Annotated in this window: 24 protein-coding genes and 1 pseudogene; 7 read left to right on the forward strand and 18 right to left on the reverse strand. The window is 64.1% G+C overall.

Annotation, left to right across the window (positions count from 1 at the left end; genetic code table 11):
• Nucleotides 1-80: 80 nt before the first annotated feature.
• Nucleotides 81-1,100, reverse strand: coding sequence for a helix-turn-helix transcriptional regulator (locus tag ACIPUD_RS22990; RefSeq protein WP_446481605.1), 1,020 nt, complete (start codon nucleotides 1,098-1,100; stop codon nucleotides 81-83).
• A gap of 81 nt (nucleotides 1,101-1,181) precedes the next feature.
• Here ACIPUD_RS22990 and ACIPUD_RS22995 point away from each other — a divergent pair, with 81 nt between their 5' ends.
• Entirely contained in the window at nucleotides 1,182-1,826 is a 645-nt protein-coding gene (locus ACIPUD_RS22995) for a glutathione S-transferase family protein (protein ID WP_446481668.1), read from the forward strand.
• Nucleotides 1,827-1,843: 17 nt separating this feature from the next.
• The gene (locus ACIPUD_RS23000) at nucleotides 1,844-2,278 is read left to right on the forward strand and encodes a DUF6157 family protein (protein WP_085351688.1); all 435 of its coding nucleotides are present in this window, start codon (nucleotides 1,844-1,846) and stop codon (nucleotides 2,276-2,278) included.
• On the opposite strand, the gene ACIPUD_RS23005 is transcribed toward ACIPUD_RS23000, so the two are convergent.
• The 4 genes from ACIPUD_RS23005 to ACIPUD_RS23020 form a co-directional block, all read right to left on the reverse strand.
• Entirely contained in the window at nucleotides 2,279-3,064 is a 786-nt protein-coding gene (locus ACIPUD_RS23005; RefSeq protein WP_085351689.1) for an enoyl-CoA hydratase/isomerase family protein, read from the reverse strand. It abuts the gene before it with no gap.
• A gap of 30 nt (nucleotides 3,065-3,094) precedes the next feature.
• A complete protein-coding gene (locus tag ACIPUD_RS23010) occupies nucleotides 3,095-4,204 on the reverse strand; it encodes a cyclic nucleotide-gated ion channel (RefSeq protein WP_085351831.1) in 1,110 nt (369 codons plus the stop codon).
• 108 nt (nucleotides 4,205-4,312) lie between these two features.
• Nucleotides 4,313-4,531 carry a hypothetical protein gene (locus ACIPUD_RS23015; protein WP_018459453.1) on the reverse strand — a complete coding sequence of 73 codons (219 nt, stop codon included), beginning with the start codon at nucleotides 4,529-4,531 and terminating at the stop codon, nucleotides 4,313-4,315.
• 122 nt (nucleotides 4,532-4,653) lie between these two features.
• On the reverse strand, nucleotides 4,654-6,099 hold the full coding sequence (locus ACIPUD_RS23020) for a TAXI family TRAP transporter solute-binding subunit (RefSeq protein ID WP_446481606.1): 1,446 nt from the start codon (nucleotides 6,097-6,099) through the stop codon (nucleotides 4,654-4,656).
• A 401-nt stretch (nucleotides 6,100-6,500) separates the two neighbouring features.
• On the opposite strand from ACIPUD_RS23020, the gene ACIPUD_RS23025 reads away from it, so the two are divergent.
• Nucleotides 6,501-6,848 carry a DUF3307 domain-containing protein gene (locus tag ACIPUD_RS23025; protein ID WP_018458457.1) on the forward strand — a complete coding sequence of 116 codons (348 nt, stop codon included), beginning with the start codon at nucleotides 6,501-6,503 and terminating at the stop codon, nucleotides 6,846-6,848.
• A 307-nt stretch (nucleotides 6,849-7,155) separates the two neighbouring features.
• Nucleotides 7,156-7,554 carry a hypothetical protein gene (locus ACIPUD_RS23030; RefSeq protein WP_007599645.1) on the forward strand — a complete coding sequence of 133 codons (399 nt, stop codon included), beginning with the start codon at nucleotides 7,156-7,158 and terminating at the stop codon, nucleotides 7,552-7,554.
• A gap of 73 nt (nucleotides 7,555-7,627) precedes the next feature.
• Here the strand turns inward: ACIPUD_RS23030 and ACIPUD_RS23035 are convergent, their stop codons facing one another.
• Nucleotides 7,628-7,957: a YkgJ family cysteine cluster protein gene (locus ACIPUD_RS23035; protein WP_377791474.1), complete on the reverse strand. Its 330-nt coding sequence runs from the start codon at nucleotides 7,955-7,957 to the stop codon at nucleotides 7,628-7,630.
• Nucleotides 7,958-7,959: 2 nt separating this feature from the next.
• Nucleotides 7,960-8,658, reverse strand: a complete 699-nt coding sequence (locus ACIPUD_RS23040; protein ID WP_007599649.1) for a helix-turn-helix transcriptional regulator — start codon at nucleotides 8,656-8,658, stop codon at nucleotides 7,960-7,962.
• A gap of 112 nt (nucleotides 8,659-8,770) precedes the next feature.
• Here ACIPUD_RS23040 and ACIPUD_RS23045 point away from each other — a divergent pair, with 112 nt between their 5' ends.
• A complete protein-coding gene (locus ACIPUD_RS23045; protein WP_247294194.1) occupies nucleotides 8,771-9,076 on the forward strand; it encodes a hypothetical protein in 306 nt (101 codons plus the stop codon).
• Nucleotides 9,077-9,114: 38 nt separating this feature from the next.
• Nucleotides 9,115-9,843 (forward strand): glutathione S-transferase family protein, encoded by a 729-nt coding sequence (locus ACIPUD_RS23050; RefSeq protein WP_446481607.1) that lies wholly within the window; start codon nucleotides 9,115-9,117, stop codon nucleotides 9,841-9,843.
• 177 nt (nucleotides 9,844-10,020) lie between these two features.
• Here ACIPUD_RS23050 and ACIPUD_RS23055 read toward each other — a convergent pair whose 3' ends face one another.
• The 11 genes and pseudogenes from ACIPUD_RS23055 to ACIPUD_RS23105 all read right to left on the reverse strand — a co-directional run bounded on the left by ACIPUD_RS23055 (nucleotide 10,021) and on the right by ACIPUD_RS23105 (nucleotide 19,407).
• Complete coding sequence (locus ACIPUD_RS23055; RefSeq protein WP_204513256.1) at nucleotides 10,021-11,172, reverse strand: ABC transporter substrate-binding protein; 1,152 nt, start codon at nucleotides 11,170-11,172, stop codon at nucleotides 10,021-10,023.
• A gap of 78 nt (nucleotides 11,173-11,250) precedes the next feature.
• Nucleotides 11,251-11,682 carry an acyl-CoA thioesterase gene (locus tag ACIPUD_RS23060; RefSeq protein WP_085351696.1) on the reverse strand — a complete coding sequence of 144 codons (432 nt, stop codon included), beginning with the start codon at nucleotides 11,680-11,682 and terminating at the stop codon, nucleotides 11,251-11,253.
• A 10-nt stretch (nucleotides 11,683-11,692) separates the two neighbouring features.
• Nucleotides 11,693-12,454, reverse strand: coding sequence for an SDR family NAD(P)-dependent oxidoreductase (locus ACIPUD_RS23065; RefSeq protein ID WP_446481608.1), 762 nt, complete (start codon nucleotides 12,452-12,454; stop codon nucleotides 11,693-11,695).
• A gap of 26 nt (nucleotides 12,455-12,480) precedes the next feature.
• Nucleotides 12,481-14,364 (reverse strand): feruloyl-CoA synthase, encoded by a 1,884-nt coding sequence (locus ACIPUD_RS23070; RefSeq protein WP_446481609.1) that lies wholly within the window; start codon nucleotides 14,362-14,364, stop codon nucleotides 12,481-12,483.
• On the reverse strand, nucleotides 14,361-15,170 hold the full coding sequence (locus tag ACIPUD_RS23075; RefSeq protein WP_085361644.1) for a crotonase/enoyl-CoA hydratase family protein: 810 nt from the start codon (nucleotides 15,168-15,170) through the stop codon (nucleotides 14,361-14,363). The genes ACIPUD_RS23070 and ACIPUD_RS23075 overlap by 4 nt, the downstream gene beginning before the upstream one ends.
• Nucleotides 15,171-15,317: 147 nt before the next feature.
• Entirely contained in the window at nucleotides 15,318-15,716 is a 399-nt protein-coding gene (locus ACIPUD_RS23080; protein ID WP_085351700.1) for a type II toxin-antitoxin system HicB family antitoxin, read from the reverse strand.
• 5 nt (nucleotides 15,717-15,721) lie between these two features.
• Nucleotides 15,722-15,911, reverse strand: a pseudogene (locus ACIPUD_RS23085) (type II toxin-antitoxin system HicA family toxin).
• Nucleotides 15,912-15,951: 40 nt separating this feature from the next.
• Nucleotides 15,952-16,413 carry a DUF3237 domain-containing protein gene (locus ACIPUD_RS23090; RefSeq protein WP_446481610.1) on the reverse strand — a complete coding sequence of 154 codons (462 nt, stop codon included), beginning with the start codon at nucleotides 16,411-16,413 and terminating at the stop codon, nucleotides 15,952-15,954.
• Between the two features lie 12 nt (nucleotides 16,414-16,425).
• Complete coding sequence (locus ACIPUD_RS23095; protein ID WP_018458468.1) at nucleotides 16,426-17,745, reverse strand: TRAP transporter large permease; 1,320 nt, start codon at nucleotides 17,743-17,745, stop codon at nucleotides 16,426-16,428.
• A gap of 2 nt (nucleotides 17,746-17,747) precedes the next feature.
• A complete protein-coding gene (locus tag ACIPUD_RS23100) occupies nucleotides 17,748-18,257 on the reverse strand; it encodes a TRAP transporter small permease (protein ID WP_007605289.1) in 510 nt (169 codons plus the stop codon).
• A 133-nt stretch (nucleotides 18,258-18,390) separates the two neighbouring features.
• Nucleotides 18,391-19,407, reverse strand: a complete 1,017-nt coding sequence (locus ACIPUD_RS23105; protein WP_085361641.1) for a TRAP transporter substrate-binding protein — start codon at nucleotides 19,405-19,407, stop codon at nucleotides 18,391-18,393.
• Between the two features lie 214 nt (nucleotides 19,408-19,621).
• Here ACIPUD_RS23105 and pobA point away from each other — a divergent pair, with 214 nt between their 5' ends.
• A complete protein-coding gene (gene pobA, locus ACIPUD_RS23110) occupies nucleotides 19,622-20,791 on the forward strand; it encodes a 4-hydroxybenzoate 3-monooxygenase (RefSeq protein ID WP_446481611.1) in 1,170 nt (389 codons plus the stop codon).
• Nucleotides 20,792-21,005: the final 214 nt, after the last annotated feature.

Genomic DNA, 21,005 nt, shown 5'->3' on the forward strand with positions numbered 1-21,005 from the left:
GTAAGGGCCGTTGTTGTGTCCCTGCATCTCGGTCGAGCCGAAACGCGAATGCGTTCATGCAGCGCGGGGAGAATCGTGTTTCAGGAGTGTTTCGTCGGTCGCGGCGCGTCGCGCCGCCGTCCTGTTTTCCGCGCCGCGCGATAGCGCACAGCCATCGCCTCTGTCAGCTCGGCCATCTTCTCGCGCAGGTCGGCCGGCTCCAGCACTTCGGCCTCGGGCCCGAGCCGCAACAATTCGGCGGCGGCATGCCATGACGTCTTTCCGGTCGGCACTCTGGCAATGCGCCAGCCGTCCGCATCCGCGGTCTCTTCGAGCTGCGTACGCGCCCTGACGTAAGGCTGGCTCAGTGCATCGAGCAGTTTCACGCCGAAGGGCGACAGCCGAACGATCGCGACATTGGGATGCATCTCGGCCTCAAGACGCAGCGTTGCGTCCCGCCAATAGCCAGCGAGATCGAAACCGGCGGGCCGCTCACACCGATTGTCGAGCGCGGTGCAGTCGAGCACGCGCGCGACGCGATAGGTCCGCACGCTGCCGTCGACCAGACCTGCGAGATACCAGCTGCCCCCTTTAAGCACGAGACCGAGCGGTGCGACGCGACGCTGCTTCTCGGCGCGCCAGCTCTGGTAGCGGATCTTGATCAGTGTCCCGCGCAGGGTCGCGGCGGCGATCGTGCGCAGATGCTTCGGTTCTTCCGCCTCGCCGAACCAGCCCGGCGCGTCGAGGTGAAAGCGCTCCTGCATCCGTCCGGCGTCTTCGCGCAAATTGGCGGGCAGCGCGGCCATCAGCTTGTTCTGTGCGGCGATCATCGCCGCATCCAGCCCGAACGCCGCCGCTGGGCCCGGCAATCCCCCCAGAAACAGCGCTTCCGCCTCGCTCTGCGACAGACCGTTCAGCCGCACGCGATAGCCGTCGAGCAGGCGATAGCCGCCCTCCGCCCCGCGGTCGGCATAGACGGGGACGCCGGACGCCGCGAGCGCGTCGATGTCGCGGTAGATCGTGCGCACCGAGACTTCGCAGGCCTGCGCGAGCTCGGGCGCGGTGACCTGCCCCTTGGCCTGGAGGGTGGTGAGGATCGACAGCATCCGGCTCGCGCGCATGATTCATTAAACCATACCTGACACAGGATGTCAGGTATGGTCCGCTACAACGCCATCGCCAGCCGGCAGATGGAGACCGCCATGACTGATCCGAACCGCATCACGCTGTATTATTCGCCGCAAACCCGGGCCACCGGCACGCGGGTGCTGCTGGAGGAGCTGGGGGCGCCCTATGATCTTCATGTCCTCAACATGAAGGCCGGCGAGCAGCGCCAGCCGGCCTATCTCGCCATCAACCCGCTCGGCAAGGTGCCGGCGATCCACCACCGCAACGCGCTGGTGACCGAGCAGGTCGCGATAACCATCTATCTCGCCGATTTGTTTCCGCAGGCGGGGCTGACACCCGCGCTGAACGATCCGCTGCGCGGCCCGTATCTGCGCTGGATCGCCTATTACGGCGCCTCGTTCGAGCCGGCCCTGATCGACAAGTTCATGCAGCGCGAGCCGGCACCGATCACGCAATCGCCGTATGCCGACTATGACATCATGCTCGGCGCGCTCGAGGCGCAGCTGTCGAAGGGACCGTATCTGCTCGGCGAGCGCATGACGGCCGCCGACGTGCTGTGGGGCGTCGCGTTCAGCTGGACCATGATGTTCGGCATTGTGCCGAAAAAGGACGTGTTCGTCCGCTATGCCGAACGCATGACCTCGCGGCCCGCGTTCCAGCGCATCAACGCGGCGGACGCTGAGATGGCGGCGCAGCATGCTGCGGCGGCTGGCGGTTGAATGAACCGGGGTTGCAGATGACGAAGCCGGTGCACACGACCAACTGCTTCAACACCTTCATCCAGGTTGCTGAAGATTGTCCTGCGCGTACCGGCGAAGAGCCGCCGCTGCGCGCGGGAAAGCCGACGGTGGCGTGCCTGCAATACGGGATGATCGCCAAGGCGCCTTACAAATACACGTCCGACGACGTGATCTTCGCGACGTCTGCGCCGGGACGCGAACTCGCCGTGAAGGCGACGAAAACGGAGAAGCAGGCGGCCCGCGAAGCGTTCTTCTCCCGAGGGCAGGCTTGCATGAGGGCGTCGAGCCTGGGCAAGCGCTTCGGCTGGGGCGTTCATGCCGATAGCAAGGGCCGGATCGCGATCTATCCCATCGAGAGCAAACGCTACAAGGCGCTTGCCCGCGATCCCAGGCTCACGCAGGTGCGCGCGATGCGGTCGAAGCGGGCTTGATCAGAATTTCGGCGGTCGCTTCTCCGCGAACGCCTTGATGCCTTCCTTGATCTCGTCGCCGCGCATGCTGTCGCGGTGACGCTGGTCGGCGGCTTGCTGATCGAGTTCGCCGCGGGCGAATTCGTTGATCGCGCGCTTCATGCCGCGCATCGCTTGCGGCGCGTTGCCGGCGAGGACCGCAGCGAGCCTGTCGACCTCCTCGTCCAGAAACTCCAACGCCACCATGTCGGTGAGATAGCCTATCCGCAGCATCTCCGGCGCGCTGATCTTTTGCGCGGTCAGGAACAGTTTTTTTGCATTGTCGACGCCGAGCCGCGTCACGTAACGCTTGATGCCGCTGCTGTAGTAATGCAGCCCGAGCCGTGCCGCGGGCATGAACATCTCGGCGGTATCGACGCCGATGCGGAAGTCGCAGGCAAGCGCGAGGTCGGTCGCGCCGCCATAAACGCCGCCGTTGAGCCGGCAGATCGTGGGGACGCCGAGATCCTCCAGCCGGTTGACGACCACCTCGAACGCCGATCCCGCGCTCTGCTGCTCGTTCGCACTGACCGCGCGCTCGGCAACGGAATTGAGGTCATAGCCCGCGGAGAAGGCGCGCCCCGTGCCGGTCAGCACCAGCACGCGGATAGCAGGATCGGCCTCGACCCGGTCGAACAGTTTGACCAGTTCGCCGAGATCCTCGGCCTGGAGCCGGTTGAGATGTTTGGGCCGGTTGAGGCGGATGGTGGCGCGTGCGCCAACGAGTTCGAGCACCGGGCCAGTGGCTGCGTCGGCTGTGTCCGACATTCTTGTCTCCATTTATTTGCTTGTCGCCATTTATTTGTTTTCGAGCGCGCGCCGCTTCGCCTCGGCATCGATGGTCTCGGCGAGATCGGGATGCCGCGCCATCAGCACGCGGAAGTCGACGAGGTCGAGCACAAGAAGCCGCGACACCTTGGTGGTCGAGACGTTGGCGCCGCGCAAATTGTTGCCGAGCAAGGCCATCTCGCCGAAGAAGGCGCCATCGCCGAGCCGCACCTTCTTGCCGGGCAGGTCGACCTCGACCTCGCCGGCGGCGATGAAATACATGCAGTCGCCCTGCGCACCCTTGCGGATGATCATGGTGCGCGCCGGCAGCTCCATGGTGCGCAGCATGTGGGTGACGTCGGCGATGGCGGCCGGTCCAAGCGCTGCAAAGAACGGCACCTTGCTGACGGATTCCCAGGTCTTGAGGAAATTGTCGCGCCGGGTCTCCGCGGCAAAGCCGGTCGCCAAAATACCGGTCCAGAGGCCGAACACACCGAGGCCGGAGATCATCACCAGCGCCGCCACCATGCGGCCCAGCGGCGTCACCGGCACCACGTCGCCATAGCCCGTCGTCGTCAGGGTTGCGACGGCCCACCACAGCGCGGCCGGCACGCTGCCGAACGTCTGCGGCTGCACGTCCCGCTCCAGGAAATATTCGGCAACCGAGGCCAGGAAGACCACCATCAGGAAGATCACGAGCACGCTGACCAGCGGCCCCGATTCCAGCACCAGCACGCGGCGGAGCTGCCGCAGGCCGGGAATGCCCGGCACCACCTTCAGCACCCAGAGCACGCTGAGCAGCCACGCCGTCCTGGGCTCGATCCCGAGAATCAGCGCGGCCGGCACGGCCAACGCACCGACCGCGTCGACCAGCCCGGCGGAGGAGGACATGTAGAGTGCAAGGCGCCCCTGTCGCGTCATATGGCGCAGCCGGACCACCCATTCGTATACGAAGTACACGAGACAGGTCCAAAGCAGGGCGTCGACCCAGCGATGTGCCGTCTCATAGGCCGGGTTGACCGTCAGGAGCACCATGGCAAGCACGCCGACGGCGACGGCCACATAGGCCGCCCTGGTCATGTTGCGGCCGGCCGTGGCGGCCGCGAACTGGGCCAGAGCGGAGATCAGCGGCTTGGACATGCGGGCAGGCGGCTCAGTTTCGTCTTTGCGGTCCCCGGCTGGAACCTCGCTGCCAAAGTGCCTGCCCGGCTCGAGGCCGTCAACGACGGTCCGCCGGACCACGCGCCGCTACTTGAAATGCGGCGGTTCGTCGTAGCCGCGACGGCTGCTGAAGAACAGCAGCACCATCAAGCCGATGCCGACAAGAACGGAAAAACCGGCCCCCAACGCCAGCGCCACGTAGCCTTCCGTCGGGATCGGCTCGCCCTCGACTGCCATCGCGGAATAAACGAAATAGCCAACCGCGGCCAACATTCCCAGCAGGAAGATGATGAGGAGTGCACGCATGGCGCGGTCTCCGGTTGATCCGAGAACAAACGGTTGTGGACAGGGACGGTTCCCGGCCTAGGGCCCCCGGTCGCTCGCAGACGTGCCGGCAAGGCGTCGCCGTAGGTCCTCAAATTGATGGGTCAGGCACTCTGAGCTGTCTTCACCACCACGACATTGCTCTCGTCGTGCTGGGAAGGGGCCACATCCTGAGCGGCCTTCTCGCCCGCGCCCGCATGGCGCTTGAGATAGTCGCGGCGCATGCCGATCTCGTCGCGGACGAATTCGTAGCCGAGCTTGAAGGTGTCGAGCCCGTCGGTACTGATCGTGCCGTCTCTGAGGCCGATGACGGCGCCGCGTAAAATGCCTTCCAGCTCGTCCTGGAGACATTCGAGCTGGTCGAGCGAATGCGCATGTTCGATCCGCTCGCCGATGTCGAGGATGGCGGTGGCCAGCTCGCTGGCCTTCTCCGGCGCGATCCGGGTGATCTTGGCGTAGATCGCGGCGAAGATCGAGCCGATGACGCTGAGCGCGGCAGCGCCGAGATACATCAGGTCGCTGTACTTATCCATGAACGACTTGGTGTCGTCGTTGATGTAGTCGGCCGCCCCTTGATGCGCCATCACGAAGGCGTCCTTCTCGACGGAGGCGGGCTCGATCCTAGTGGCAAAGCCGCTGTCGAGCCCGAGCGCGGACTTGTTCTCGTAGACGGTGCGCGCGAGCTCCCCGGCCGCCGTCGGCGACATCCTGGATTGGGCGACCAGCAACCATTCGAGCCCGATCGTGTCGAGATCGTCGCCGGGAATTTCCGGCGATGCAGACAGCGTGCCCGCCGTCAGCGTCTCGCTGGAAATGCCGGGGATCTTGCGCGCCAGCGCTTTCGCCTCGTCGATCGCGTTCAGCGTGAAGCCGCCGCGCCTGGCGACCTGCTCATACGCCTTGTCCCGCACCGCCCGCGAGGCGTGGACGATGGCGACGACCGCGCCAAAGCCGCTCGCCGGCGCGAACAGCTTGTCGAGCGTAGCGCCCTGTGGCGCCATCCGGATCCTCCCCGCGTCCGCACCCTCCGGAACGTCGAGGATACCGCGGACGAAGACGAGCGCGGAGTCGTTGTCGGCGACGACGGCGACCTTCTTCTTCTTCAGCTCGGCGAGCGACTTGATCTTCTTGTTTCCGGGCCCGAGCAGCAGCACGATATCGTGCTCGAGGATCGCGAGCGTGCGTGCCCGCAGCGGCACCTTGGCGTCGGTGCGCAGCACCGCGAGGTCGGCCTGCTTGCGATCGAACTGGGCGATCGCCTTGGCGTTGTCGGCGTTGTTGACGATCTTGATCCGGAAGCGCGAGGCGTTGTTCTTCAGGACGGCGGCGAGCTTGGCTGCGAACAGCGCCTCGTCGCTGTTGGGGGCGCCGACCGCAAAGGTCAGCGTCTCCGAATTGTGCACCAGCATGCGGCCGGCCCAGACGGTGGCAAGCGACAACAGCAGGGTCAGCACGACGTAGAGGAAGACCTGCTGCTGGTTGGTCTTGATCACCTTGGGTCGCCGGGGCGGTGGCTCGATCGGCGATGAGGTCGGGCCCTCAGTACTCATGGCAGCACTCTGGCCTTATGCTTCCGGTGGCGGGCGGCTTGCGGATGTGATCGCTGCGGTCGCCCTGCAATTCGTAAACGTCTGAAAAAAGAACGATATTCTCTACTGACGATGGTAGCGCGCAGGCCGCGGAATGCAAATTCCGAGCCGAAGGTAACCTTACTCAACTCGGCCCCGGCGATTGGTCATCCTATCACCAGTTAGCCACAGTTGGCGATTTTCCGGTTCCCCCCGGCTGCATTCCGCCGCGGGAGGTGTCATAAATCGCAAGTCCCGGCGATTTGACCGGTCCAGGAAGAGATTGCGCTGAACGCTCCAATTCTTCTTGTCACGTCAACGAGGGCGCCTTGTCGTTTCCACCCCTGTCATCGGCGGTTCCGGTCGAAGCCCTCATTGGTTGGATGTTGCTGCTGACGTTCAAGCACATCATCGCCGATTTCGTCCTCCAGACCGCCTGGATGGCGCACGGCAAGGACCAGAAGCACGGTTGGGCCCTGCCGCTCCTGGTGCACTGCCTGGTTCACCTTGCGGTTGCGCTGCCGCTGATCCTGATCGTGGCGCCGAAATTCTGGTTTGTGGCGCTGATCGACTTCGTCATCCACATCACGATCGACCGCGCCAAGGGCCTCGTCTCAGCCAATTTCGGTGTCGATCTTGCGCATCCCTGGTTCTGGACCCTGATCGGTGTCGACCAGGCCCTGCACCATCTGACTGGCTTCGGCCTCTCCATCTTCATGGCGGCGAACTGACCGCTGGCGGCCTCGGCGCGTAGGTGGTCGTCCATCGGCATCCACAAGAGGTCGTCATGCCCGGGCTTGTCCCGGGCATCCACGTTCTGCGCGCCTCTCGGCTTTCCGTGGATGGCCGGGACAAGCCCGGCCATGACGCGTGGAGGCGTTCGCGCCTGACTCATCGGCTCAGATAGCGCGGCTGGATCCCCGCCCAGCCCATTGATTCGCGGCCCACGCGCAAGGACCCCCGGGTGACTACCGGGCAGCGTGGTTAACCTTTCATTAGAGAATTGCACTGCATCTTCCCAGACGAGGGAGAACTGCAATGTTTTCAAGCCGCGATACCTTTGAAGGCGATTCGTGCCCGGTCCGCGACGAACTCCTTGGCGAGATGTACCGCGCCAGCGAGAGTGGCCTGCCGAGGCTGGTTGAAAGTGTTTCCCCTGACGCGCGCGCCAGGCTGGCGCTGTTCTGCTATCGCCGCAGCCATCTGCACTCGCTGGCGGTCGCGATCGCTGGCAGCTGTAACGAGCGCGACCTGATCGAGAACGGCGGCCGTGTCGGTTCGACGCTCTACGCGCTTGCGCGCGAAGGCGCGGCGAAATCCTCGCCGTCGCTGTCGGGTGGCCGCAAGCCGATCACGCTGTCGACCAAGCCGCTCTCGGTGCTCGCGCCGCTGGACGACGAGATCGACGACGAGATCAGCGAAGCCGTCCCGGCCTAAAGCGCGCTCGATCGCGCTCTAGCTCTCTATTGGCGCATGATCTCGGCGGAAAACCGCTGCACACTTTTCCGGATCATGCGCCGGCGGCCTCTATCACCGGCAGCCCGAATTTCCGTCGCGCCATCGCGCATTCGGCATCGCCGGGCAAGCAGGTGCGGCACACGTCCGGTCGCACTGCGTAGATGCCGCACGCCGTCGCTTGTCCGATCTCTCCCTGCAACGCCGAACAGCGATCGCCTTCGCAGCGCATGCCGGACTGACGGTCGTTGACGAGCGCTTCGGGAATCGCGGCAAGCTCCTCGTCGCTCTCGATCGAGAAGCGCGGCCAGTTCGCCGAATAGCCGCAGCAGGCGCCGCAACTCTGGCAACAGCTCGACAGGTCGATGGGGGCGTTCTCATCCATCGTCACGTGTCCTTTGGCGGGCCCCAGACCAGGCTCTGGCGCCATTTCGCGCGCAGCACGTCGCGCCTTTCAGGATATCTCTCGTCGGGATAGCTCGCGTCGACCACGCGGTCGGTGCGGAAGCTGCGGAAGTCGCCGCGAAGCTCGCACCAGGCCGCGAGCAGGCGCACGGCTTCGAGATAGCCGATCGAAATCGGCCAGATCATGCGCTCGCTGGCGCGGCCCTGCTCGTCGCGATAGCGCAGCATGATCTTCTTGCCTTCGTGGATCTGGGTGCGCGTGCGAGCCATGTCCAGGCGGTCCGGCTCCCTGTTCCAGCTCGGCCGGGCCCGGCTTGCCGGCTCCAGCACGAACGGACGCAGGCGCTCAGGGACAGTGTCGGCGATCTTGGCCATCAGATCTTCAGCCGCACGCGCCAGCGCGGGATCGGCATGGCCGGCGACCCATTGCGCGCCCAGCACCGCCGCCTCGATTTCGTCGGGTGTCAGCATCAAAGGCGGCAGGTCAAAACCCTTTTCCAGGATGTAGCCCATGCCGGCTTCACCACGGATCGGCACGCGCTGGCCGATCAGCGTGGCGATGTCGCGATAGATTGTGCGCTTCGAGGTCTCGAGCTCGGCCGCGATAGCGTCCGCCGTCAGCGGCTTACGCGTGCGCCTCAGCACCTGGATGATTTGAAACAGCCGGTCGGCGCGTCTCATGACGGATCTCTTGTCGGTGGTTTTTCAGAAGGCGGCGCGTGGCTGCTGACAGGATGTTGGCAGCAGGGGAGTTCTATACCGGGACAACACGTCGACTGAAGAGGATTTGTCCATGATCATTCCAACTCATTTCGGCCCGGCCGCTGCGCTGTGGCGGACCCCGCCTTTACAGGTCCAGCCTTTGCAAGTCCCGCGTTTGCAAGCCCGAGCTTGGTACGCATGGGCGTTCGGCCGCCTCGTATCCCTTGATCTCATGGTCCTCGACCTCCGCCTTGCGCTCGCGACCATGGTGGCTCGCTTCCTGGTCCAGGCCGCGGACGCGCTGGTCCGTCATGTCATGGCCCGCGCCTGGCGGGGGGCCCGTTTCGCAGAAGATATCACGGCTGCTGCCACCATGGTGGCAGCAGCCCGCGGTTAAGTTCCCTCAACTCTTTCGGTCGTTTCAGGAGAGCCTTCATGATCACGCTTTACGGCTTTGGCGCCGGCTTCGGCCTGCCGGAAATCAGCCCCTTCGTCACCAAGACGGAGGTGCAGCTCAAGATGGCGGGATTGCCCTACCGGAAGGAGCGGGCGATGCCACCCGCATCACCCAAGGGGCAGCTGCCCTTCATCGACGATGGCGGCGAGGCGGTGGCCGATTCCACTTTCATCCGCGCCCATATCGAGCGCCGCTACGGCTTCGATTTCGACGCCGGTCTGTCGCTCGTCGAGCGCGCGCAGGCCTGGGCATTCGAACGCATGATCGAGCATCACGTTTATTTTGCGCTGGTCGGGGCGCGCTGGGTCGATCCGGTCAACTTCGCCAAGGGGCCTGCGCATTTCTTCGACGGCGCGCCGGAGCACAATCGCGAGAAGTTGCGCGAGGACGCGCAATTCCGTGTCGCCGAGAACTACCTGCTCTCCGGACTCGGCCGCCACGCGCCCGATGACGACGTCGATCTCGCCGTGCGCTCGCTGTTTGCGCTCTCGGTGCAGCTCGGCGACAAGTCCTATCTGATGGGCAACAAGCCCTGCGGCGTCGATGCCACCGCCTTCGGTGCACTCGCCGGGATCCTGACGCCGTTCTTCGAATCCGCACTGCGCCGTCGCGCCGAAGGATTTCGGAACCTCACCGCTTATGTCGACCGGATGATGGACAGTTACTATCCGGAGTTCGCCTGGACCCCGCTGCGGCAGGCGGCTTGAGGCCTGGAATGAGACTCATCTAGCGCCCCGAGAAAGGTGTGTCCCCTCCCCCACAAGGGAGGAGGGAACTCAGAGAGCGGTGCTGTTGTTCAAACGCGATCCGGCATTACGCTCGCTGCAAACAAAAAGAGCCGGCCCATCGGGCCGGCTCTCGTCGTCTCAATCCTGCCGCTGCGTCTATTTCACCAGCGTGTACTTGCCGTTCTTCACCGTGAGCAGGATGCGCGAGCGCTCGTCGAGGCCGTAGCGATCCTTTTCGGTGAAATTGTAGACGCCTTGGCTCGCCGCAAGCTCCTTCTCCGACAGCAGCGCTTGGCGAATCGCCTCGCGGAATTCCGGCGTGCCTGGCTTCGCCGTCTTGAGTGCCGCCGGGATGATGCGCTTGAGAATCTCGAAGGCGTCGTAAGAGTGACCGGCGAACTGGCTGCGGCTGTTCGGGCCGTACTTGGCTTCATAGGCCGAGTTGAGCGCGAGGCCCGGCTTCTTGGTGGCGGCTTCGTCCGGCTGGTCCTCGGGATCCATGACGGGACCAGAGGCCATCAGCACGCCTTCCGCAGCTTTGCCGGCGATGCGGATGAAGTCCATACTGGCGGCGCCATGGGTCTGGTAGATCAGGCCCTGATAGCCACGCTCGCGTAGCTCGGTCTGCGGCAGCGCGGCCGCGGTGCCGGAAGCGCCGACCAGAATGGCATCGGGATTCGCCGCCACGAGCTTCAGCACCTGTCCGGTCACCGACGTGTCGGGGCGAGCGAAGCGCTCCTCGTCGGCGATGGTTATGCCCATCGGCACGGCCTGCGCCTTCAAATCGTTGAACCAGAGGTCGCCATAGGAGTCGGAATAGCCGATATAACCGACGGTCTTCACACCCTTCGACTTCATGTGGTCGTACAGCACCTTGCCCACGATCGGGATCGGCTGCGGCATCGCCACCGACCACTTCATGCGCTCCGGCGTAATCGGGAACGGCGCCAGGCCGAAATGCGGAATGCCGGCTTCGTTGGCGACGTTGGACACCGCGATGGTCGGGGGCGTCAGCGCCGAGCCCATGATGATGTCGGCCTTGGATTCGGTCACGAAGCGGCGGGCGTTGGTGGTCGCGGTGGTCGGATCGCCGCCGTCGTCGAGCACGATCACTTTCAGCGGCACGCCGCCGATCTCCTTCGGCACGAACTCCAGCGCATTGCGCTCGGGAATGCCCAGCGCTGCGCCGGGGCCCGTGGTGGTGGTGGTGATGCCGATGGTGACCTCGGCGGTCTGGGCCAGCGCGGGCACGGCTGGCAGCGCAAGCGCGGCCGCGGTGACGGCGGCGGTCAGGTAAAAGCGTTTCATCTATTCCTCCCTTTATGTGTTTCTTTGAAAGCAGAAATCGGGGGGTAATTCAGCCCCCTCTTTTGGTGATGTGGCGATTTAGCTCCGGGCCTCGCTCCCGGTGAATTTGGCTACCATTTCCGCAGGAAACGGTGCCGATTTCAGTTTGTCGGGGTTAACGGGGTCGCGGCCGACCAGGACACGGGTCTCAAAACCCTCGATCGCCAGCGCCTCGCCCTTGTAGACGCTGTGCTTCACCTCGAAGCTCGAGCGCTTGATGCTCTCGACCTTCGTTTCGATGGTGATCCAGTCGCCGTAAGTCGAGGGGATGTAGAACTTGGCGCGTGTGTCGACCATGGGAATGCCGACCAAGCCGTATTTGCGGACCAGGTCCTGCTTGGAGAAGCCGGCGACTTCGAACAGGGTCGACGTCGAATCGTCGAACATCGCGAAATAGCGCGGGTAATAGACGATGTTGGCGGGGTCGCAGTCACCCCACTGGATCTGGACGTCGCGCCGGTTCACGAACATATGCTGCGCCCTATTTCGGCGCCATGCGTAGCGAGCCGTCGAGGCGCACCACTTCGCCGTTCAGGTACGAATTCTCGACCATGTGCAGCGCCAGTGCCGCGAACTCCTCGGCGTGGCCGAGCCGGCGCGGGAACGGGATCGCGGCGGCGAGCGAGTCCTGGGCTTCCTGCGGCAGGTTGGCGAGCAGCGGCGTGAGGAACAGGCCGGGCGCGATCGTCAGCACGCGGACGCCGAACTGCGCCAGCTCGCGCGCGATCGGCAGCGTCATGCCGACGATGCCGCCCTTGGAGGCCGAATAGGCCGATTGCCCGATCTGGCCGTCATAAGCGGCAACGGATGCCGTGTTGATGATGACGCCGCGCTCGCCGGTTGCCTGCGGCTCGAGCTTGGACATCTCGTTCGCGGCAAGGCGGAGCATGTTGAAGGTGCCGATCAAATTGACCTTGATCACCTTGTCGAAATCGGCGAGCGCCATCGGGCCGTCGCGGCCGACGACGCGCTTGGCAACGCCGATGCCGGCGCAATTGACCAGCACGCGCGCGGGTCCATGGGACTTGGTCGCTTGGGCGATCGCAGCCTCAGCGGAAGCCGCATCGGAGACGTCGCAAGCCACAGCCACGCCCTTGATCTCGGCGGCGACAGTTTCGGCGAGCTTGGCATTGAGGTCGCACACCGCGACCCTGGCGCCCTGCGCCGCCAGCTTACGCGCGGTCGCCGCGCCCAGTCCCGACGCGCCGCCCGTGACGATGACAGCCTGATCCTTCAACAACATGGCGTTCTCCCTGGTGCGACGTTTTCTTACCCGACCGATATCACACGGTCCGATGGATTGGCAGCGTAGAGCTCCTCGATCAGCAGGCTGCGATGCTCGAGCACCGCGCGCTGGTTGATCGAGCCCTTGTCGGTGACCTCGCCCTTGTCGATCGAGAGTGGCGTGTCCAAGAGGATCGCGCGCGTGATCCGCGTCGAGGATCCCGTGGCCGCGCTGAGAAAGCGGGTCAGCCGTTCGCGAAATGCCTCGCGCACCAGCCGGTCGCGGGTCGCGACGACGAGATCGTCGGTCGGCAGCGTCGGGTTGATCAGCCGGCAGCCGTCGAGATCGAGCACGACGAGCGCGGAGATCTCGTCTCGGTTGATGCCGGCGATGACGACGTCGCGCACCAGCGGCGCGCAAGCCGCGACGAAGCGCGCGCGCAATGGGCCGACGCTGACCCAGGTGCCGCTGCCGAGCTTGAAATCCTCACCGATGCGGCCGTCGAAATCGAAGCCGGCATTGAGATCATCGGGATCGACGGGCTTGAGGGCATCGCCGAGCTTGTAGAAGCCTTCTTCGTCGAACGAATTTGCGGTGATGTCGGGCTGGCGCCAGTAGCCGGGCATCACGTTCGGCCCCTTGCAACGAACTTCCATCTTGCCGTTGTTCGGCACCAGCTTGGCGTCATTGCCGGATACGGGAAGCCCGACATGGCCGGAGCGGCTGGTGCGCGGGTTGACCGACATGAAGAACGGCGCGGTCTCGGTTGCACCGAGGCCGGTCAGCATCGGTACGCGGTAGCCTTTTTCCTTCACCGCGAGCTCGTCGAGGCTGTTCCAGACGAACGGCGACAGGGCCGCGCCCGAGAAGAACATCGCGTGCAGCCGGTCGAAGAATTTTGCGCGCAGCCCTTGGTCGTCGCGCAGATAAGGCAGCAGCGACTCGTAGCCCTTGGGCACGTTGAAATAGACCGTCGGCGAAATCTCCTGGAGATTGCGCACGGTCTCCTCGATGCCTCCCGGCACCGGCTTGCCGGCGTCGAGATACATCGAGCCGCCATTGTAAAGCGTCAGCCCGATGTTGTGGTTGCCGCCAAAAGTGTGATTCCAGGGCAGCCAGTCGATGATGACGGGCGGCTCGTCCTTGAGGAAGGCGAGCGTCTCGCGCAGCATCACCTGGTTGGCGCAGATCATGCGCTGGGTGTTGATGACCGCCTTGGGGTTGCCGGTCGAGCCCGAGGTCAGCAGGAATTTCGCGATGGTGTCGGGGCCGATCTTGCCGTGGACCTCGTCCAGATCGCCGCGGATCGGCGTTGCCATGAGGTCGGCGAGCAAGGTGACGTCGCGGCCCGGCACGCGACCGTAGGACGCGGCGATCTCGGTGCCGAGCGAGACGTTGGCCGCGAGCGCGTCGGCGAACTTTTCGGCGTCCTCGGCAAAGACGAGGCCGGGCGTCAGCAGCTTCATCAGGTAGGAAAGCTTGCCGTAATCCTTCGATACCAGCGAATAGGCCGGCGACACCGGGCAGAACGGAATGCCGGCATAGAACGCGCCGAACGCGAGCAATGCGTGGTCGATCGAATTGCCGGAGAGGATGACGACCGGCCGCTCCGCCGACAGCCCGCGCGCAATGAGCCCTGAGGCGATGTGCCGGCTCGCGGCGAGCAGCTCGGCGTAGCTGATCTTGCGCCAGCCGCGGCCACCTTCGCGCTCGGCCATGAAGACGCGATCGGGCGTCGCGCTCGCCCAGTGATGCAGGCGGTCGGTGATGCGGGCCGGATAATCGCCGAGCGGCTGTTTGGGCCGCAGATAAATCGTGCCGTCGTCGCGCCGCTCGATATTGACGACGGGATCGCCGAACGAAATGGGCCGCAGCGGGGAAGTGCTCGCGCCGCGCTCCATGCTGGAAGAGGACGGCTGCGCGCTCATGATTTCGGCTTCACCTTTGCGGTCTTGTGTTCGAGGAACTCGCGGATCCTGCGTTTTGCCTCTTTGTCGCTCTGCGCCACCGTCGCCATCAGCGATTCCATCAACAGGCCGGTCTGCGGATTGGCCTCCGCGATCATCGGCAGCGCCTGGAGCACGGCGAAGTTGGTCAGCGGCGCGTTGGAGGCGACCTTGGTCGCAAGCTCCATCGCCTTGCCGAGCCCGTTGCCGGCTTCCGTGACATATTGCGCAAAGCCGTAGGAGGTGCCTTCGGTCGCGGAATAGACGCGGCCGGTCAGCATCATGTCCATCATCCTGGCGACGCCGATCAGGCGCGGCAGGCGCACCGAACCGCCGCCACCGACGAAGATGCCGCGCTGCCCCTCCGGCAGCGCGAAATAGGTCGAGGGTTCGGCGACACGGATATGCGCCGCGCAGGCGAGCTCCAGCCCGCCTCCGATCACGGCGCCCCTGAGCGCGGCGATCACAGGCACGCGGCTGTACTGGATGCGGTCGAACACCCGGTGCCACATCTGGGAATGGAGAAGGCCGCCACTGGCATCATGGTCGGTCAGTTCGGAGAGGTCGAGACCGCTGGAAAAATGGTCGCCGATGCCGTGGATGACGACGGCGCCGATATCCTCGGGCAGGGCCGCAAAACACTCGCCGATCTCCAGGATGATGCCGTCGTTGAGCGCATTGCGCTTGGCCGGCCGATTGAGGCCGACGGTCAAAACCCGGTCCGCCCGCTCGATCTTCAAAAGCCCGGAGGCGCCCGCGTCAGCGGTCTCGGCGTTTCCCTGTGTCATTTGCGTCCTTGTCAGAATAGTTATGTTGTATAACGAATTCAGGGGGAGTCAACAAGGGAAGTCCCGCCGTTGCGCTTCGAAGCCTCCTTCGAAACGGGAAAACGTCAGCCAATTGGGCGCCGCATTCGGCGCAATACGTGGAGCGCCTCAGGCTGCGTCGGTCATCAGCTTCTTCGCGGCCTGAGCAAGCAGGCCCGATCGCGTGTAGCCGTGGGCCTCGGCGTATTTGTCAATTTGCTCCAGGACATCACCCGGCAAGGTGACATTGACGCGCACGACCTTCGGCAGATCGTCCTTCATCGAGACCAGAATGGCGACGCCCGAGCGGTTCTCGGGCTTGGACATGATATCTTCGAGTGAGGAAGGCTCTGGGATCGGTTCGCCGTCCTCCGCCATCCCCTCGAGGTGAAGCGCCAGCGCTTCCTCGGCCATGTCGCGTGCCTCGTCGAGCGTGGTTCCTGCGGTCACGAGGCCGGGCAGATCGGGAAACGACACGCCGAAATCGCTGTCGGCGTCCTTATGGATAAGACCAATGTAGTGGCGCATGGCGCTTACCTCAGCTTCAGGCCGGATTGCTTTTCAATACTCTTCAGTGTTCCGAGAGGGACGTCCCGCTTCGGATGAGGGACCGTGACCCGGCCCTGCTTCGCGGGGGTGCTTGAACTGGACGTGGCTGCCCTTCTGAGCCACTTGGACCCAGCCATCTCTTTGAAGGACCGAGATAATTTCCCGGTTATTCATGATGTGTATTTATACACATTTGCCCGTGCTCTCAATGAACTCACATCACCTGATGCACGTCGATCACGACGCGGTCCGCATGCCGGGCTGCTGAACCGACAAAAATGTGCTGCATCAGCCAGCGGTATTTCTCATGCCCGGTCTCGAACTTCGGCACGGTGCGGAAATAGATCAGTTTGGGATCCACCGGCTCGCCGCGCTTGAGCTTTTGCAACAGCTCGACCGGGCCGAAGCGCATGCCCTTGTTCTCGACATAGACGGTGGCGCCGTCGTCGGTTTCGAACGCGTACTTCGCTTCGAGATCAATCAGCTCATTCGGGCGGATGGTCTGGAAGTCCGCGCCGAACGGCAGCACCTTGCCGGTGATCGCACCCGTCACCTCGCCGCCGACGATCGGGATGATGCGGCGAATGCCGATACCGGTCTCGCCGGCGGTGACGACGTCGCCGATGCGTGCGGTGACGGTAAAGACGTATCTGGTTTCCAGCGACGGCGTGGTCATCGCTTCACCTCCTCAATGCGCCATCATCCGCGTCGGCAACCACGTCGCCAGCAGCGGGAAGGCGATCAGGATCACCAGGCGCACCAGGTCTGTCGCCACGAACGGAATCACGCCCTTGAAGATGGTGGAGAAGGAAACGTCCTTCACCACGCTCTTGATGACAAAGACGTTCATGCCCACCGGCGGATGGATCAGGCCGAGCTCGACCGTCATGACGATGATGACGCCGAACCAGATCGGGTCGAAACCGAGATGCATGATCACGGGGAAGATGATCGGCACGGTGAGGATGATCATCGCCATGGCGTCCATCAGGCAGCCGAGCACGAGATACATCACCATGATCAGCGCCAGCACGCCGTAGGGGCCGAGACCGAGGCCGGTGAGGAATTCCGTCACCTTTTGCGGGGTCTGCGTCACCGTGAGGAAATAGCCGAAGATCAAGGCGCCGATCAGCACGGTGAACACGGCGGCGGCCGTGCGCGTCGCCTGGAGCAGTGAGGCCAGAATCTTCTCGCGGTCGAGCCGGCCGGTCGCCACGCCGATGATGAAGGCGCCGGCGGCGCCGACGCCGCCCGCTTCCGTCGGCGTGAAGCGCGGCAAATAGGGCAGGCCGTAAAGGCCGCCGATCACGAACACGAACAGCAGCACCGGCGCCCAGATGTCCTTCAGGCCGGCGAAGCGCTCGCGCCACGGCAGCTCCTTGCCCTTGGGCAGGAAGTCGGGCCGGAAATAACCGATCAGGAAGATCGTGATCATGTACATGGTCATCGCCAGGATGCCCGGGATGATGCCGGCGATGAACAGCTTGCCGATGTCCTGCTCGGTGATGATGCCGTAGACGGCGAGCACGGTGGAGGGCGGCAGCATCGCACCCAGCGTGCCGCCGGCCGCGATCACGCCGGTGGCAAACGACTGCGGATAGCCGAAGCGGCGCATCTCGGGGTAAGCGACCGCGGAGAAGGTCGCGGCGGTCGCGACCGAGGAGCCGCAGATCGCGGCAAAGCCGCCGCAGGCGCCGACGGTGGCGATGCCGAGTCCGCCGCGCAAATGGCCGACAAAGCCGTTGGCGGCGCGGAACAGTTCGCGGCTCATGCCGGAATTGCTGACGAAGGAGCCCATCAGCAAAAACATCGGAATGACGCCGAAGGTGTAGTCGGTCACCGTGCGCATCGAGGTCTGGCCGACCAGCTTCAGCGCCGGCGTGGCGCCAACGAGATAGGAGAAGCCGGAGACGCCGACGAGGCCCATGGCCATGCCGACGGGCACGCGCAGCAGCATCAACGCGAACAGGGAAACGAAGCCGATAACGGCGACGGCATCGGTGCTCATGATTACTCCGTCGCCTTCAGCTTGGGGTCGTGCATCTCTTCGGGATGGAAGATCAACCGGTAGGTGCGGATCGCGATCAGCAGCACGGCGGAGACGTCGCCGATCCAGGCGATCGCGAAGAACGGCCAGGTCGGCATGTGCATGTCGAAGGTTTGGACGTTGTCGTTGTAGGTGCCGCGGACCTTGTCGAACAGCGTCCAGGTCTGCACCGTCACGACGAACAGCAGCACCAGGGTCGCGAACACGTCGATCCAGCGCTGGTAGCGCGGCCCGACATTGCCCCAGACGAGGTCGACGGTGATGTGGGTGCCGCGATAGGAGGTCGCGGCGATGCCCCAGAAGATGAGGATGCCGAGCAGCATGCGGCCGATGTCGAAACTATCGGGGATCGAATAGTTCAGCGTGTTGCGCAGCAACACCGACAGGAAGATGTCGAGCGCGACGATGCCGACGAAGGCCGCTGCGATCCATTCGATCGAATCGATAACGCGATCCATCCAGCTGCGCTTCATCGGACCTTCCTAAGAGACGTCATCCTCACGCGGGAGAGAGGGAGAGGACGCGCGCTGCGCTCCTCACGTGTCGACCCGCTGCAGAACAACGGCGGCGAGATGATCCCGCCGCCGCATGTGTTTCGACGAAGAGCTACTCCGCCAGCGCGTTGTACTTCTTCAGCGATGCCTTCAGCTCGCTAAGCGCCGCGTCCGGATCCGCGCCGGTCTTCTTCGCGCCGTCGGACCAGGTCTTCACCAGCGGCTCGGCGGCCTTCTTCCAGGCGGCGGTCTGCTCGGGCGTCAGCTTGTAGACCTCGTGACCGGTTTCCGCCTTGACCTTGTCGATGCCGGCATCCTCGAACTTGCCCCAGTGCTCGCCGACCACGCCCGCCATCTCGACCGTGCAATTCTTGTCGATTGCGGCCTTCTGCTTGTCGGACATCGCATTGTACTTGTCCTTGTTCATGACGAACACGAAGGTCGTGGTGTAGAGCGGCGCCTCCATGTCGTATTTGGTCACCTTGTCGATGCCGAACAGCACCAGCGAGCCCCAGGGGAAGGTGACGCCATCGGCGACGCCGCGCTCGATGATGTCGCGCACTTCGGGCGCGGAGGATTGCACATTGGTGCCGCCGAGCGAGGTAACGAAATTCGCCATGGTGGCGTGGGCGGGGCGGATCTTCAGGCCCTTCACGTCCTCCGGCATCACGATCTTCTTGGTGCGGGAGTGGAAGGAGGAGGGCGAGTGGACGAAGGCGAGGCAGTATTTGACGTCCTTCATCTCCTTCTCGGCGTATTTGCGATACCAGGCGTCAAGCCCCATCGAGCCGCCCTTGGCATCCGAGATCAGGAATGGCAATTCGCCAGCGCCGATGATCGGGAAACGGCCGGGCTGGTAGCCGGGATTGACATAGGTGACGTCGGCGATGCCGTCGCGCGCCATGTCGTAATGGTCGAACGCCTTGCCCATCTGCTGGGCCGGAAACACCTTGCCCTTGATGGTGCCGCCGGAATCCTTCTCGACCGCGGCAGCCCAGTCCTCCAGCGATTTCTGTAGTGGATGCGAGGCCGGCACCCAGTGCGAGATCTTCAAATCGAAGGTCTTGTCCTGCGCGAACGCAGGGCTTACGCTTGCTGCCAGCAGCAACGCCAGACAGGCTTTCCTCATCACGCGTCTCTCCCTCTTTTGACGGCGGGCTTCGATGGCCCGGTCTCGTTAATTAACATGTTATCTAGTTGGCCGGCGCGTTCAAGCCGGAACTGGCGCGACGTGCCGCCGCGCACTCCCTTTTGCCCAACCGTTATATGATATAATTATCGTGCGCGGACGGCCGCGACAAGCGAGCCACGCCGAAAGGCTACAGGATCGGGAGGAGCAAGTATTGCGGACAAAAGTCGCAATCATCGGGGCGGGGCCGGCAGGATTGTTGCTTGGGCAACTGCTGCATCATTATGGCATCGACAATGTCATTCTGGAGCGGCAGAGCCCGGACTATGTGCTCGGCCGCATCCGTGCCGGACTGCTGGAGGAGGGAACAGTTGCGCTGATCGACCAGATCGGCGCCGGCGCACGGGCGCATGCCGAAGGGCTGGTGCATGAAGGGATCGAACTCACCTTCTCCGGGCGCCGCCACCGCATCGACATGAAGGCTGCGACCGGCAAGACGGTCATGATCTACGGCCAGACCGAGGTCACGCTCGATCTGATGAATGCGCGCACGGCCGCCGGCCTCACCTCGGTCTACGAGGCCAAGGACGTGCAGCCGCAGGATTTCGACGGCGGTCACCCGCGCGTAACCTACGTGAAAGATGGCGTCACCCACACCATCGATTGCGATTTCATCGCCGGTTGCGACGGGTTTCACGGCGTCAGCCGCGCCAGCGTTCCGGCTTCGGCCATCGAGGAGTTCGAGCGCATCTATCCGTTCGGCTGGCTGGGCATCCTCTCCGAGACGCCGCCGGTCAGCCACGAGCTGATCTATTCCAACCACGCCCGTGGCTTTGCGCTCTGCACCATGCGTTCGACCAGGCGCAGCCGTTACTATGTGCAGTGCGCGCTCGACGACCACGTCGACCAATGGCCGGACGACCGTTTCTGGGACGAGCTCAAGCGCCGGCTCGACCAGGACGCCGCCGACAGCCTGGTCACGGGCCCCTCGATCGAGAAGAGCATTGCGCCGCTGCGCAGCTTCGTCGCCGAGCCGATGCGCTTCGGCAGGATGTTCCTGTGCGGCGACGCCGCCCATATCGTGCCGCCGACCGGCGCCAAGGGGCTGAACCTGGCCGCGAGCGACGCGCATTATCTGTCGAGTGCGTTTCGCGAGTTCTACGACGAAAAATCCAGCGCCGGCATTGATGCCTATTCGGCGAAGGCGCTGGCGCGGGTCTGGAAGGCCGTGCGCTTCTCCTGGTGGATGACCTCGATGCTGCACAAATTCCCCGACACCGGCACCATCGGCGCGCGCATCCAGCTCGCCGAGCTCGACTATGTCACGCAGTCGCAGGCCGCGATGACCTCGCTGTCGGAGAATTACGTGGGGCTGCCGTTTTAGGGCGCGCCGTCATGCCCCGCGAAAGCGGGGCATCCAGTACGCCGCGGCCTCTCCGTATCACGTCACCGTCTCTGGAATACTGGATCACCCGCTTTCGCGGGTGATGACAGGGATAGCGGGGCGACGGCGCCACTCCTTTCAAACACCCACGCAAATTCCGTTTAAAACTTTGTAGGTGGTGCATCTGTCCCGTCTGCCGCGTTCAATGGCGGGA

Source organism: Bradyrhizobium sp. CAR08 (assembly GCF_052871955.1).